Source organism: Streptomyces sp. NPDC102437, assembly GCF_044765565.1.
Taxonomy (GTDB): domain Bacteria; phylum Actinomycetota; class Actinomycetes; order Streptomycetales; family Streptomycetaceae; genus Streptomyces.
The window spans coordinates 61,539-75,115 of record NZ_JBIWKI010000018.1 but is presented as its reverse complement, the minus strand read 5'-3'; the positions used below and the strand labels follow the sequence as shown (position 1 = coordinate 75,115).

The following is a 13,577-nucleotide window of genomic DNA, read 5'->3' as shown; positions in this document are numbered from 1 at the left end:
GACGGTGATCGTAGGATTACCGTCGGTACACGAACCATGGAAGTATGTGCGCCCGTGGGTATGCCAGAGGCAACCCGATTTCATGTTCGATAGTGCGCGACCTCCGTATGGGCGGCATCGGCTCAGGGCTTTCCGGTAATGGTTCGCACGACAGGTATTCGGCGGATGGGGGCGTTCCAGTGAGTGGCAGCGGCGCAGGCGATTCGAATGCCGGCAAGCGCCCCAATGGGCAATTGAGCTCATGGTTCGTGCGAAGCGGCTGGTCGAAGGGCGAGCTCGCGCGCCAGGTGAACCGCCGGGCGCGCCAGATGGGTGCCCACCACATCAGCACCGACACGTCCCGGGTGCGCCGCTGGCTCGACGGCGAGCAGCCGCGCGAGCCGATCCCGCGCATCCTCTCGGAGCTCTTCTCGGAGCGCTTCGGCGCCGTCGTCGCCATCGAGGACCTCGGACTGCGCTCCGCGCACCAGTCGCCGTCCGTGTCCGGCGTCGACCTGCCCTGGGCGGGACCGCAGACCGTCGCCCTGCTCAGCGAGTTCTCCCGCAGCGACCTGATGCTCGCCCGCCGGGGATTCCTCGGCTCCTCGCTCTCCCTGGCCGCCGGACCCGCGCTCGTCGAGCCGATGCAGCGCTGGCTGGTCCCCGTCTCCGCCGCCGGCCTCGCCGAACCGGACCCGGAGGCGGCCCGCCGCCCCTCCAGGCTCTCCGGCCCCGAGCTCGATCTGCTGGAGTCAACCACCGCGATGTTCCGCCAGTGGGACGCGCAGTGCGGCGGCGGACTGCGCCGCAAGGCCGTCGTCGGACAGCTCCACGAGGTCACCGACCTGCTCCAGGAACCGCAGCCCGAGGCCACCGCCAAACGGCTCTTCCGGTGCGCCGCCGAGCTGGCCGAGCTGGCGGGCTGGATGAGCTACGACGTCGGCCTCCAGCCCACCGCCCAGAAGTACTTCGTACTCGCGCTGCATGCCTCCAAGGAGGCCGGTGACAAGCCTCTGGGCTCGTACATCCTGTCCAGCATGAGCCGCCAGATGATCCACCTGGGACGGCCCGACGACGCCCTCGAACTGATCCACCTCGCGCAGTACGGCAGCCGGGACTGCGCCACCCCGCGCACCCAGGCCATGCTGTATGCGATGGAGGCCCGCGCGTACGCCAACATGGGCCAGCCCAGCAAGTGCAAGCGGGCCGTCCGGATGGCCGAGGACACCTTCCTCGACGTGGGCATCGACGGCGACCCCGAGCCCGACTGGATCCGCTTCTTCTCGGAGGCCGAGCTCAACGGCGAGAACTCTCACTCCTACCGCGACCTCGCCTATGTGGCGGGCCGCAGCCCCGCGTACGCCTCGCTCGCCGAGCCCCTGATGGAGAAGGCTGTCCAGCTCTTCGGTGACGACGACGAGCACCAGCGGTCCTACGCGCTCAACCTGATCGGTCTCGCCACCGTCCACCTCCTCAAGCGCGAACCCGAACAGTCGACGGTGCTGGCCGAGAAGGCCCTGCGCGTCGCCAGGAAGATCCGCTCCGAGCGGGTCAACACCCGGCTCCGCAAGACCGTCGACACCGCTGCCAGGGACTTCGGGGACATCCCCGATGTCGCCAGGCTCACCGACCTCCTCACCGAGCAGCTGCCGGAGACCGCCGAAGCGGTCTGAGCAGCACCCCCGGGCCCCGGCCACGGCGACTACCCCGCACAGACCGACTTCGGCTCCCCCGATTGCCAGGTCAGAGGGTGGTCGGCGTGGCCGGTTCGCGTTGCCGTGCCCGTACGCCAGAGTCGTAACCGCACCGTATGCGGCCCCGGCCGCGGGACAGGCCCGGCTCCGGTCGCGCCACCGCCGGTTCATGGCGACGTAACACACCGGACCCCTTCGTCACCACGGTGAAACACCGTGCGGCATCGGCGGAAACCGCACTGGGCGAATGTCGAGCCATAACCGGCCCGCACCTTTTCCCCAGTGGTCCCGCACGTGGTGCCGCTCCCATCGCCCGCACGCGGCCGCACCGACGACGAGGAGACGCCGATGCCCCCAGGCATCACGCTTGCCGCAGACACCCCGACGCTGTCTGCCGCCAACACCGGGTTCATGCTGATCTGCTCCGCCCTGGTGATGCTGATGACCCCGGCCCTGGCCTTCTTCTACGGAGGCATGGTCCGCGTCAAGAGCACCCTCAACATGCTGATGATGAGCTTCATCAGCCTCGGGATCGTCACGATCCTGTGGGTGCTCTTCGGGTTCAGCCTCGCCTTCGGCACCGACATCGGCTCCGTCGTCGGCTGGAGCTCGGACTACCTCGGACTCAGCGGGATCGGCGTCACCCAGCTCTGGGACGGCTACACGATCCCGGTCTACGTCTTCGCCGTCTTCCAGCTGATGTTCGCCGTGCTCACCCCGGCCCTGATCAGCGGAGCCCTCGCCGACCGGGTCAAGTTCACCTCGTGGGCCCTGTTCATCACGCTCTGGGTCACCGTCGTCTACTTCCCCGTCGCCCACTGGGTATGGGGCGCGGGCGGCTGGCTGTACGAGATGGGCGTCATCGACTTCGCGGGCGGTACGGCCGTCCACATCAACGCCGGTGCGGCGGCGCTCGGCGTGATCCTCGTCATCGGCAAACGCGTCGGCTTCAAGAAGGACCCGATGCGGCCGCACAGCCTGCCGCTCGTCATGCTCGGCGCCGGTCTGCTCTGGTTCGGCTGGTTCGGCTTCAACGCCGGCTCGTGGCTCGGCAACGACGACGGCGTCGGCGCGGTGATGTTCGTCAACACCCAGGTCGCCACCGCCGCCGCGATGCTCGCCTGGCTCGGCTACGAGAAGCTCCGCCACGGCTCCTTCACCACCCTGGGCGCCGCCTCCGGCGCGGTCGCCGGGCTCGTCGCCATCACCCCGTCCGGCGGCGCGGTCAGCCCGCTGGGCGCCATCGCGGTCGGCGCGATCGCCGGGGTGCTCTGCGCCATGGCCGTCGGCCTGAAGTACCGGTTCGGCTACGACGACTCCCTGGACGTGGTCGGCGTCCACCTCGTCGGCGGCATCGCCGGTTCCCTCCTCGTCGGCCTCTTCGCCACCGGCGGCGTCCAGTCCGACGCCAAGGGCCTCTTCTACGGCGGCGGCCTCGAACAGCTCGGCAAGCAGGCCGTCGGCGTCTTCGCCGTCCTCGCGTACTCTCTCGTCGTCTCCGCGATCCTGGCCTTCCTGCTGGACCGGACGATCGGGATGCGGGTTCCCGAGGACGACGAGATCTCCGGCATCGACCAGGTCGAACACGCCGAGACCGCGTACGACTTCAGCGGAGCGGGCGGCGGCGCGGCCCAGCGCACCACGAACTCCGCCCCGGGCGGCACGGCAGCAGCGAAGACGAAGAAGGTGGACGCATGAAGCTCATCACCGCGGTCGTGAAGCCACACCGGCTGGACGAGATCAAGGAGGCCCTCCAGGCCTTCGGCGTCCAAGGCCTCACGGTCACCGAGGCCAGCGGGTACGGACGCCAGCGCGGCCACACCGAGGTCTACCGGGGCGCCGAGTACACCGTCGACCTCGTACCCAAGATCCGGATCGAGGTCCTGGTCGAGGACGAGGAATCCGAACAGCTCATCGACGTCGTGGTGAAGGCCGCCCGCACCGGCAAGATCGGTGACGGCAAGGTCTGGAGCGTGCCGGTCGAGACCGCGGTCCGGGTACGGACGGGCGAACGCGGCCCCGACGCACTCTGACGGATGGTCTTGCAGTCCGACGGCCGCGAAAAGCGCCGACGGTCCCGAAGGCCGACGGATCCGAAGGCCGACGGCCGCGAAACGAAACGCCGACGGTCCCGAACGAAAGGCAGCCGGGTGACGAGCACCGAGACCACCACCGAATCCGCCGACTCGGAACCCGGCGGCTACGCGGCGGCCCGGCTGCGCCTTCTCCATGAGGAGGCGCGGTCCGGGCCGCCGCGCCGTGCGGCCCTCGCCTCGCTCACCGACGACTGGCTCACCGAGCTGTTCACCGCCGCGGCCCGGCAGACCGGCGTCCAGGGCGCCGTCCTCGTCGCCGTCGGCGGCTACGGACGCGGTGAACTCTCCCCGCGCAGCGACCTCGACCTGCTGCTCCTGCACGACGGGAACGCCGCCCCTGCGGCCGTCGCCGCCCTCGCCGACCGTGTCTGGTACCCGGTCTGGGACCTCGGTCTCGCCCTCGACCACTCCGTACGCACCCCCGCCGAGGCGCGCGGGGCCGCGGCCGAGGACCTCAAGGTCCAGCTCGGACTGCTCGACGCCCGGCCCGTCGCCGGGGACCTCGGGCTCGCCGCCGCGATGCGCACCGCGGTCCTCGCCGACTGGCGTAACCAGGCCCCCAAGCGCCTGCCCGCACTCCACGAACTCTGCCGCGAACGCGCCGAACGCCAGGGCGAGCTGCAATTCCTCCTGGAACCCGACCTCAAGGAGGCACGCGGCGGACTGCGGGACGCCACCGCGCTGCGCGCCGTCGCCGCGTCCTGGGTCGCCGACGCCCCCCGCGAGGGTCTCGCCGAAGCCCGCCGCGTCCTGCTCGACGCCCGTGACGCCCTCCACCTCACCACCGGCCGCGCCACCGACCGCCTCGCCCTCCAGGAACAGGACCAGGTCGCGCAAGCCCTCGGACTCCTCGACGCGGACACCCTGCTCCGCCAGGTCTACCAGGCCGCCCGCACCGTCGCGTACGCCACCGACGTCACCTGGCGCGAGGTCGACCGGGTCCTGCGCGCCCGGTCCGTGCGCCCCCGGCTGCGCGCGATCCTCGGCGGCGGCAGGGGGGCCGCCCCGGAACGCACCCCGCTCGCCGAAGGCGTCGTCGAGGCCGAGGGCGAAGTGGTCCTCGCCCGCGCCGCCCGCCCCGAACGCGACCCCGTCCTCGTGCTGCGCGCCGCCGCCGCGGCCGCCCAGTCCGAACTCCCGCTCTCCCGCTACGTCGTACGCCGGCTCGCCACCGCCGCACCCCCGCTGCCGGTGCCCTGGCCCGCCGAGGCCCGCGAGGAACTCGTCACCCTCCTCGGCGCCGGCGAGGCCACCGTCCCCGTCTGGGAGGCGCTCGAAGCCGAAGGGCTCATCACCCGGCTGCTCCCGGACTGGGAACGCGTCCACTGCCGACCCCAGCGCAACCCCGTCCACACCTGGACCGTCGACCGCCACCTCGTTGAGACCGCCGTCCGGGCCTCCGACCTGACCCGCCGCGTCCACCGCCCAGACCTGCTCCTGGTCGCCGCGCTGCTGCACGACATCGGCAAGGGCTGGCCCGGTGACCACTCCGTCGCCGGTGAGGTGATCGCCCGGGACACGGCCGCCCGGATCGGCTTCGACCAGCACGACGTGGGCGTCATCGCCACCCTCGTGCGCCACCACCTGCTGCTCGTCGAGACCGCCACCCGGCGTGACCTCGACGACCCGGCGACCGTCCGCTCCGTCGCCACCGCCGTCGGCACCGCCACCACTCTGGAGCTCCTGCACGCGCTCACCGAGGCCGACGCGCTCGCCACCGGGCCTGCCGCCTGGTCCTCCTGGCGGGCCTCCCTGGTCGCCGACCTGGTGGGACGCGTCGCCGCCGTGCTCGCCGGCCAGCCCCCACCGGAGCCGGAACCGGCTGCGCCCGGCGCCGAACAGGAACGCCTCGCCATCGAGGCCCTGCGCACCGGCGGACCCGTCCTCGCGCTGCGCGCCCAGGCCGGGACCCCGGACGAGGACGGCGAACCGGAACCCGTCGGTGTGGAGCTCCACATCGCCCTCCCCGACCGGCCCGGCGTGCTGCCCGCGGCGGCGGGCGTCCTGGCCCTGCACCGCCTCACCGTGCGCGCCGCCGAGCTGCGCGCCGTGGAACTCCCCACCGAACTGGGCGGCTCGGCGGACGTGCTGCTGCTCAGCTGGCGGGTCGCGGCCGAGTACGGATCGCTGCCCCAGGCCGTCCGGCTCCGCGCCGACCTCGTACGCGCCCTGGACGGCTCCCTGGACATCCGGGCCCGGCTCGCCGAACGCGAGGCCGCCTATCCACGCCGCCGCGGGGTGAAGGCGCCGCCGCCGAGAGTGACCGTCGCGGCGGCCGGCTCCCGGCTGGCGACGGTGTTCGAGGTGCGGGCCCAGGACGCCCCGGGGCTGCTGCACCGGATCGGCCGGGCGCTGGAACAGAGCGGGGTACGGGTGCGCAGTGCCCATGTGTCGACCCTGGGGGCGAACGCGGTGGACGCCTTCTACGTCACGGACACCGAGGGGAAGCCGCTGCCGGGGGAGCGGGCACTCGCGGTGGCGGACGCGGTGGAGGCGGCGCTTGGGGCGTGACGCGGGAACCACGCGGCGTGGCTCGCCCCCGGATTTCCCGGGCAGGGGGTCATCGTTTCTTCCGAGCCGGATACCCTGGGGTACCGAATCCACTTTGCCCCCGACCCTGAGGACCGACGAGCGCCGTGTTCGATACTCTCTCCGACCGCCTTGCCGCGACTTTCAAGAACCTCAGGGGCAAGGGCCGCTTGTCCGAGGCGGACATCGACGCCACGGCTCGCGAGATCCGTATCGCCCTGCTCGAAGCGGACGTCGCGCTGCCGGTGGTCCGCGCCTTCATCGCCAACGTCAAGGAGCGGGCGCGCGGCGTCGAGGTCTCCCAGGCGCTGAACCCGGCCCAGCAGGTCGTCAAGATCGTCAACGAGGAGCTCGTCGGCATCCTCGGTGGCGAGACGCGGCGGCTGCGGTTCGCCAAGACCGCGCCCACCGTGATCATGCTCGCCGGTCTCCAGGGTGCCGGTAAGACCACCCTCGCCGGAAAGCTCGGCCTCTGGCTCAAGGGCCAGGGCCACTCCCCGCTCCTCGTCGCCTGTGACCTCCAGCGCCCCAACGCCGTCAACCAGCTCAGCGTCGTCGCCGACCGCGCCGGTGTCGCGGTGTACGCGCCCGAGCCGGGCAACGGCGTCGGTGACCCGGTCCAGGTCGCCAAGGACTCGATCGAGTACGCGCGGTCCAAGCAGTACGACGTCGTCGTCGTCGACACCGCGGGCCGCCTCGGTATCGACCAGGAGCTGATGCAGCAGGCCGCGGACATCCGCGACGCCGTCGGCCCCGACGAGATCCTCTTCGTCGTCGACGCGATGATCGGCCAGGACGCGGTCAACACCGCCGAGGCCTTTCGCGACGGCGTCGGCTTCGACGGCGTGGTGCTCTCCAAGCTCGACGGTGACGCCCGCGGTGGTGCGGCCCTGTCGATCGCCCATGTCACGGGCAAGCAGATCATGTTCGCGTCGAACGGTGAGAAGCTCGCGGACTTCGACGCCTTCCACCCCGACCGCATGGCGTCCCGCATTCTCGACATGGGTGACCTGCTCACCCTGATCGAGCAGGCGGAGAAGACCTTCAGCCAGGAAGAGGCCGCCAAAATGGCCTCCAAGCTGGCGTCCAGCAAGGGCAAGGACTTCACACTCGACGACTTCCTGTCCCAGATGGAGCAGGTCCGGAAGATGGGCTCCATCTCCAAGCTGCTCGGCATGCTGCCCGGCATGGGGCAGATCAAGGACCAGATCAACAACATCGACGAGCGGGACGTGGACCGCGCCGCCGCGATCATCAAGTCGATGACCCCGAAGGAGCGCGCCGAACCGACGATCATCAACGGCTCGCGCCGGGCCCGTATCGCCAAGGGTTCCGGTGTCGAGGTCAGCGCGGTGAAGAACCTGGTGGAGCGGTTCTTCGACGCCCGCAAGATGATGTCGAAGATGGCTCAGGGCGGCGGCATGCCGGGGATGCCCGGGATGCCGGGCATGGGCGGCGGCCCCGGTCGGCAGAAGAAGCAGGTCAAGCAGGCCAAGGGCAAGCGCAAGAGCGGCAACCCGATGAAGCGCAAGGCCGAGGAGCAGGCAGCGGCGGCCCGTCGCGAGCAGGCGGCGCAGGGCGGCGCGTTCGGCCTGCCGGCGCAGGAGGACAAGAACTTCGAGCTGCCGGACGAGTTCAAGAAGTTCATGGGCTGACCCGGACCGAATGAACCGGGCCGGGCCGGCCCGGGTTCGCCACGGCTGTCGTACGCCGTCCCTCCAAGGGCCCATCGGGCAGGCCCTGGGAGGGCTTTGTCCGCGTTCCTCCCTTACTGTCGCCTCAACGGCAGTCGGCAGAGGAGCACGCGTGACCAACCCCGTACCTCCCCGCGACCGGACCGATCAGCCGTGGCGCTCCGAGGGCGCCCCACCGCCCCAGCCCCCCGGCCGCAAGATGCCGGGGGGCTGGGGCGGACTGCTGCTGACCGCGCTCGCCGTCTATCTGATCGCCAATCTGGTGCTGTCCTTCTTCAACGGGGAGGAGCAGCGGACGATCGCGTACACGGAGTTCAGCAAGCAGGTCACCTCGGGCAATGTCTCCAAGATCTACTCCAAGGGCGACTCCATCCAGGGGCAGCTCAAGAAGGAGGCGAAGGTCCCGGGGAGCGACAAGAAGTACACGAAGTTCGAAACCCAACGGCCGGCCTTCGCGGACGACAACCTCTGGGCCGAACTGGTCAAGGACGACGTCACGGTCACCGCCGAGCCGGTCGTCCAGCAGCGCAGCTTCCTCGCCAACCTGCTGATCTCGCTCGCACCGATGCTGCTGCTCGTCCTGCTCTGGGTGTTCATCGCGCGGCGGATGTCCAGGGGCATGGGCGGCGGCATGGGCGGCTTCGGACGCAAGGCCCCGCCCAAGCCCGTCGAGCTGGAGGACGGCAGGCGCACCACCTTCAAGGACGTGGCCGGGATCGACGAGGTCGAGGGCGAACTCAACGATGTCGTGGACTTCCTGAAGAATCCGCAGGCGTACCGGAAGATGGGCGCCCGGATGCCCGGCAGTGTACTCCTCGCGGGACCGCCGGGCACCGGCAAGACCCTGCTGGCCCGTGCCGTCGCCGGTGAGGCCGGGGTGCCGTTCTTCTCGGCGTCGGCCTCCGAGTTCATCGAGATGATCGTCGGTGTCGGCGCGAGCCGGGTGAGGGAGCTCTTCGCGGAGGCGCGCAAGGTCGCCCCCGCCATCGTCTTCATCGACGAGATCGACACCATCGGCCGGGCCCGCGGCGGCGGCTCCGGCATGGGCGGCCACGACGAGCGCGAACAGACGCTCAACCAGATCCTCACCGAGATGGACGGCTTCTCCGGTTCGGAGGGCGTCGTCGTGCTCGCCGCCACCAACCGCGCCGACGTGCTCGACCCCGCGCTCACCCGGCCCGGCCGCTTCGACCGGATCGTCCAGGTCAGCCCGCCGGACCGGAGCGGCCGGGAGGCCATCCTGGAGATCCACACCCGGCAGATCCCGCTCGCCGACGATGTGAACCTGGCCCAGGTGGCCGGCACGACACCCGGCATGACTGGCGCGGATCTGGCCAACCTGGCCAACGAGGCCGCGCTCCTGGCGGTCAAGCGCCGCCAGTCCGAGGTCACCCAGCCCGACTTCTCGGACGCCCTGGAGAAGGTCCAGCTCGGCGCGGAGCGCTCACTGGTCATGTCCGACGAGGAACGCCGCAGGACCGCGTACCACGAGAGCGGCCACGCCCTGCTCGGCATGGTCCAGCCGGGCGCCGACCCGGTCCGCAAGGTCACCATCGTGCCGCGCGGCAGGGCGCTGGGCGTCACGCTCTCGACGCCGGACGCCGACAAGTACGCGTACACCGAGGAGTACCTGCGCGGCCGCATCGTCGGGGCGCTCGGCGGCATGGCCGCCGAACAGGTGGTCTTCGGGGTGATCACCACCGGCGCGGAGAGCGACCTGGAACAGGTCACCAACCTGGCCCGCGGCATGGTCGGCCGCTGGGGCATGAGCCACAAGGTGGGCAGGCTGACGGCGATCCCGAGCGACGCCCAGCAGGCGTACGGACTGTCGGCGGCCCCCGCCACGCTCGACGCGGTGGACGGCGAGATGCGGCGGATCGTGGACGAGTGCTACGAGGTGGCCTGCCGGCTGCTGCGCGAGAACCGGGAGCGGCTGGACTCGCTCTCCGCCGCGCTCCTGGCGAACGAGACGCTGGACGAGGCAGAGGCGTACCGGGCGGCCGGCATCACCAGACTGGCGAAGTGACGGCCGCCGCGGCCGTTCGGGTGGTGCACGGGAGACGGCCCGTTCAGGTCGTGCACACGGGATGGCCGTTCAGGTGGTGCACACGAGATAGCGGAAGACGTTCGGCATCCAGACCGTGCCGTCCCGGCGGCGGTGCGGATGGAGGGCCTGTGCGACCTCCTTCTCCACCTGGGCACGATCCGTCGCCCGTACTGCCGCGTCGAAGAGCCGGGTGGAGAGCAGCCCCCGCACCGCGCTGTCCAGGTCCGCGTACCCGAACGGGCACGCCACCCGGCCCGAGCCGTCGGGATTCAGACCCGCTCGGAACGCCAGCTCCTCCAGGTCGTCCCGGCCCGACGGCCGCCAGCCGCCCTCGCGGGGTGCCCGGTCCCGGTCGGACAGCCGACCGGCCACCCGCAGCACGGGTGCCGTCGCGCAGCGCTCCGGCGGACCCCAGCCGGTGAGCACCACGGTGCTGCCCCGCGCGGCCAGCGGCACCGCGGACCGCAGCGCGGCCACCAGCCCCTCTCCGTCGTCGGACGAGCAGCCGATCGGCGTGAACGCGGTGATCAGGTCGTACGGCATCCCGTCGCGGGGCCGTGCCCCGGACGGGTCGCCCTCCAGGAGCCGGGGTCGGCCGCCCCGGGGACCGGCGTCGCTTCCCGGATCGGGCAGCAGCCGGGTCCGGGCGAGCGCCAGACGTTCGAGGTCGGTGTCCACGCCGGTGACGCGCGCGCCCCGGGCGGCCGCGATCAGCAGCGCGAGACCGGAGCCGCAGCCCAGGGAGAGCAGCCGGGTACCGGATCCCACTTCGAGCCGCTCGTACACCGCTTCGTACAGCGGTGCCAGCATCCGCTCCTGGATCTCGGCCCAGTCCCGGGCACGGTTGCCGGGGTCCACCGGGGTGGACGATTCCGCGTGGCTGTGGTGCCGGACGAGCGTGCGTGTCATGAAAGCGCCCCAATCCGCCGAGAGGTCGGTTGTGTCCGATCGGTAGTCCCCGAGTGGATGCTCCCCCCCCGTATGTACGCCCCCCGCTTCTGTGCGCCCCCGCTTCCCTCGTATCTCAGAGAACTGCCCATCCGCGCCCGCGTCCAGGGGCCGGATGGCAATGGGCGCGTGGAGCGGTGACGCGTCCGTGAGGAAGACCCGTGGCCCCGGGGCCCGTCGCCCCGTGCGGTGGGCCGTGTCGCCGTACGATGCGCGCCATGGCAAAGGCACCCGTTCTCACGCCCCAGGCCGAGGACTTTCCCCGCTGGTACCAGGATCTGATCAACAAGGCCGAACTCGCGGACAACGGCCCGGTGCGCGGCACCATGGTCATCCGGCCGTACGGATACAGCCTTTGGGAGCGGATGCAGCAGGAGATGGATGCCCGCATCAAACAGGCGGGCGCCCGCAATGCCTACTTCCCGCTCTTCATCCCCCAGTCTTACCTGACACGCGAGGCCGAGCACGTCGAGGGCTTCGCGCCGGAGCTCGCGGTGGTCACCCGAGGCGGCGGGAAGGAGCTCGAAGAGCCCGTGGTGGTGCGGCCGACCTCCGAGACGATCATCAACGAGTACTTCTCGAAGTGGGTGCAGAGCTACCGCGATCTGCCGCTGCTGATCAACCAGTGGGCCAACGTGGTGCGCTGGGAGATGCGCCCGCGGGTCTTCCTCCGTACGACGGAATTCCTCTGGCAGGAGGGCCACACCGCCCATGCCACCGACGAGGAGGCCCGGGACTTCGCCGCGTACATCCACCGCGAGGTGTACGCGGACTTCATGGTCAATGTGCTGGCCATCGATGTGGTCCTCGGCCGCAAGACCCCGGCCGAGCGGTTCGCCGGGGCCGTCAACACGCTCACGCTCGAAGCGATGATGCGGGACGGCAAGGCCCTTCAGATGGGTACGAGCCACGAGCTCGGCACCAATTTCGCCAAGGCCTTCCACACCCGCTACCTGTCGAAGGAGGGCCGGCAGGAGCTCGTCCGGCAGACCTCGTGGGGCTCCTCGACCCGGATGGTCGGCGGCCTGATCATGGCGCACGGCGACGACCACGGGCTCCGGGTGCCGCCGCGGCTCGCGCCCGTCCAGGCGGTCGTCCTCGCGGTCAAGGAGGACGAGGCCGTGCTGGGCGCGGTCCGCTCCGTCGCACAGCGGCTGCGCGCGGCGGGGATCAGGACCGAGACCGACGACCGCACCGACACCCCGTTCGGCCGCCGCGCGGTCGACTGGGAGCTGAAGGGGGTGCCGGTGCGGATCGAGATCGGCCCGCGCGATCTGGCGGACGGCACCGCGATGCTGGTCCGGCGCATCGTCGGCGGGAAGGAGCCGGTCGCCGTCGATGCCCTGCCCGCGCTGCTCCCGGCGGTCCTGGAGGAGGACCAGGCGGCGCTGCTGCGGGAGTCCCGGAGCCGGCGCGAGTCGGCCACCAGTGACGTCACGACCGCGGCGGAGGCCGTGGAGGCGGCGGTCGCGGGCGGCTGGGCCCGCATCGCATGGTCGGCGCTCGGCCCGTCGGGGGAGGCCCGGCTCGCGGAGCACGGGGTGTCCGTACGGTGTCTGGTCGCCGGGGACGGGTCGGTGCCCGACGCGGACGACGAACCCGGTACTGTCGCCGTGGTGGCACGCGCTTACTGACGGCCCCCCGCCGCCGCCCCGGCCGCCGGGGGCCTCGGCGTACGGTGCTTGCCCGCGCGTCCGGGCGTACACGTCGCTACGTACCACCTTGGTGCGAGCTGTGAGGCTTCTCCGCAGATCTGCGCACCCGCCCTCGTCGGGACGCATGCAAGGGCAACTGACTGGTACGTGCAAATTATTTGGGATGGCCCGGAATCGGAACACCGGGGCACTCGCGCTCGTTGTCACGACGTGAGCACGACACCACCTGTACTTGCCGCAGAGCTGGCACAGGCGTGGGCCGACATTCAGCGGTACCACCCCGAGCTGCCGGATCTAGCCGCGCCCGAGTCCCTGATCGGAGAGTCCTCGTCCGCCTGTGGCGCCGAACTCTCCTTCGAGCGACTGCTCCACGAGGCAGTCCACGGCATCGCCGCCGCGCGAGGCGTCCGCGACACTTCGCGCGCCGGCCGCTACCACAACCGCAGATTCCTCGCGATCGCCGAGGAGTTGGGCCTCGACCACGCCGAGGAGCCCCACCCCAGCAGTGGCTTCTCGCTGGTCGCCCTCAACCCCGAGGCCAAGCGCCGCTACCGCCCGACGATCGAGCGGCTGCAGCGCGCCCTCAAGGCGCACACGGTTGCCACCGCCGCAGACACCAAGCGTTCCTTCCGCGGGCCGGCCGCCCGGCACGGCTCCTCCGGCGGGGGCGTCCGCGTCAAGGCAGTCTGCGACTGCGGACGCAATGTGCGCGTCGTCCCGTCGGTCCTGGCGCAGGCGCCGATCGTCTGCGGAGGATGCGGGAAGCCCTTCCGCATCCCGGAAGCCGCAGTCGCGGTGGGGTGACGCGGCGCGGTGTGGCACAATGGCTAGCTGTACTCGACAGTCGCACAGGACCCCTCTCTCCTCCGGCTGACGCGTCCATCGGGCACCCGAGTACCGCAACCCCACGTGGCATCTTCGTTGTGCCCACCCAC

At 71.2% G+C, this 13,577-nt stretch carries 9 protein-coding genes; 8 read left to right on the top strand and 1 reads right to left on the bottom strand.

Going from position 1 to position 13,577, the window contains the following annotated elements; genetic code table 11:
• Positions 1-179: 179 nt before the first annotated feature.
• The 6 genes from ACIRJP_RS23245 to ftsH all read left to right on the top strand — a co-directional run bounded on the left by ACIRJP_RS23245 (position 180) and on the right by ftsH (position 10,018).
• Entirely contained in the window at positions 180-1,652 is a 1,473-nt protein-coding gene (locus tag ACIRJP_RS23245) for a hypothetical protein (protein ID WP_404177259.1), read from the top strand.
• Between the two features lie 369 nt (positions 1,653-2,021).
• Positions 2,022-3,371, top strand: a complete 1,350-nt coding sequence (locus ACIRJP_RS23240) for an ammonium transporter (RefSeq protein ID WP_404177256.1) — start codon at positions 2,022-2,024, stop codon at positions 3,369-3,371.
• On the top strand, positions 3,368-3,706 hold the full coding sequence (locus ACIRJP_RS23235) for a P-II family nitrogen regulator (protein WP_266729436.1): 339 nt from the start codon (positions 3,368-3,370) through the stop codon (positions 3,704-3,706). The genes ACIRJP_RS23240 and ACIRJP_RS23235 overlap by 4 nt, the downstream gene beginning before the upstream one ends.
• 117 nt (positions 3,707-3,823) lie before the next feature.
• Positions 3,824-6,280, top strand: coding sequence for a [protein-PII] uridylyltransferase (locus tag ACIRJP_RS23230; protein ID WP_404177253.1), 2,457 nt, complete (start codon positions 3,824-3,826; stop codon positions 6,278-6,280).
• A 125-nt stretch (positions 6,281-6,405) separates the two neighbouring features.
• Positions 6,406-7,953: a signal recognition particle protein gene (ffh, locus tag ACIRJP_RS23225; RefSeq protein ID WP_404177250.1), complete on the top strand. Its 1,548-nt coding sequence runs from the start codon at positions 6,406-6,408 to the stop codon at positions 7,951-7,953.
• Positions 7,954-8,104: 151 nt separating this feature from the next.
• Positions 8,105-10,018: an ATP-dependent zinc metalloprotease FtsH gene (gene ftsH / locus ACIRJP_RS23220; RefSeq protein ID WP_404177247.1), complete on the top strand. Its 1,914-nt coding sequence runs from the start codon at positions 8,105-8,107 to the stop codon at positions 10,016-10,018.
• 69 nt (positions 10,019-10,087) lie between these two features.
• On the opposite strand, the gene ACIRJP_RS23215 is transcribed toward ftsH, so the two are convergent.
• Entirely contained in the window at positions 10,088-10,948 is an 861-nt protein-coding gene (locus tag ACIRJP_RS23215) for a class I SAM-dependent methyltransferase (protein WP_404177244.1), read from the bottom strand.
• A 257-nt stretch (positions 10,949-11,205) separates the two neighbouring features.
• Between ACIRJP_RS23215 and proS the strand changes: the two genes are divergently transcribed.
• Both proS and ACIRJP_RS23205 read left to right on the top strand, forming a co-directional pair.
• Positions 11,206-12,621 carry a proline--tRNA ligase gene (gene proS / locus ACIRJP_RS23210; RefSeq protein ID WP_404177241.1) on the top strand — a complete coding sequence of 472 codons (1,416 nt, stop codon included), beginning with the start codon at positions 11,206-11,208 and terminating at the stop codon, positions 12,619-12,621.
• A 231-nt stretch (positions 12,622-12,852) separates the two neighbouring features.
• Positions 12,853-13,446, top strand: a complete 594-nt coding sequence (locus ACIRJP_RS23205; protein ID WP_072487235.1) for a hypothetical protein — start codon at positions 12,853-12,855, stop codon at positions 13,444-13,446.
• Positions 13,447-13,577 lie beyond the last annotated feature (131 nt).

What these genes read in the sequence shown, in the direction of transcription:
- ACIRJP_RS23240 (WP_404177256.1), top strand. Translation starts at nt 2,022, where the DNA reads ATGCCCCCAGGCATCACGCTTGCCGCAGACACCCCGACGCTGTCTGCC.
- ACIRJP_RS23235 (WP_266729436.1), top strand. Translation starts at nt 3,368, where the DNA reads ATGAAGCTCATCACCGCGGTCGTGAAGCCACACCGGCTGGACGAGATC.
- ACIRJP_RS23215 (WP_404177244.1), bottom strand. Translation starts at nt 10,948, where the DNA reads ATGACACGCACGCTCGTCCGGCACCACAGCCACGCGGAATCGTCCACC.
- proS (WP_404177241.1), top strand. Translation starts at nt 11,206, where the DNA reads ATGGCAAAGGCACCCGTTCTCACGCCCCAGGCCGAGGACTTTCCCCGC.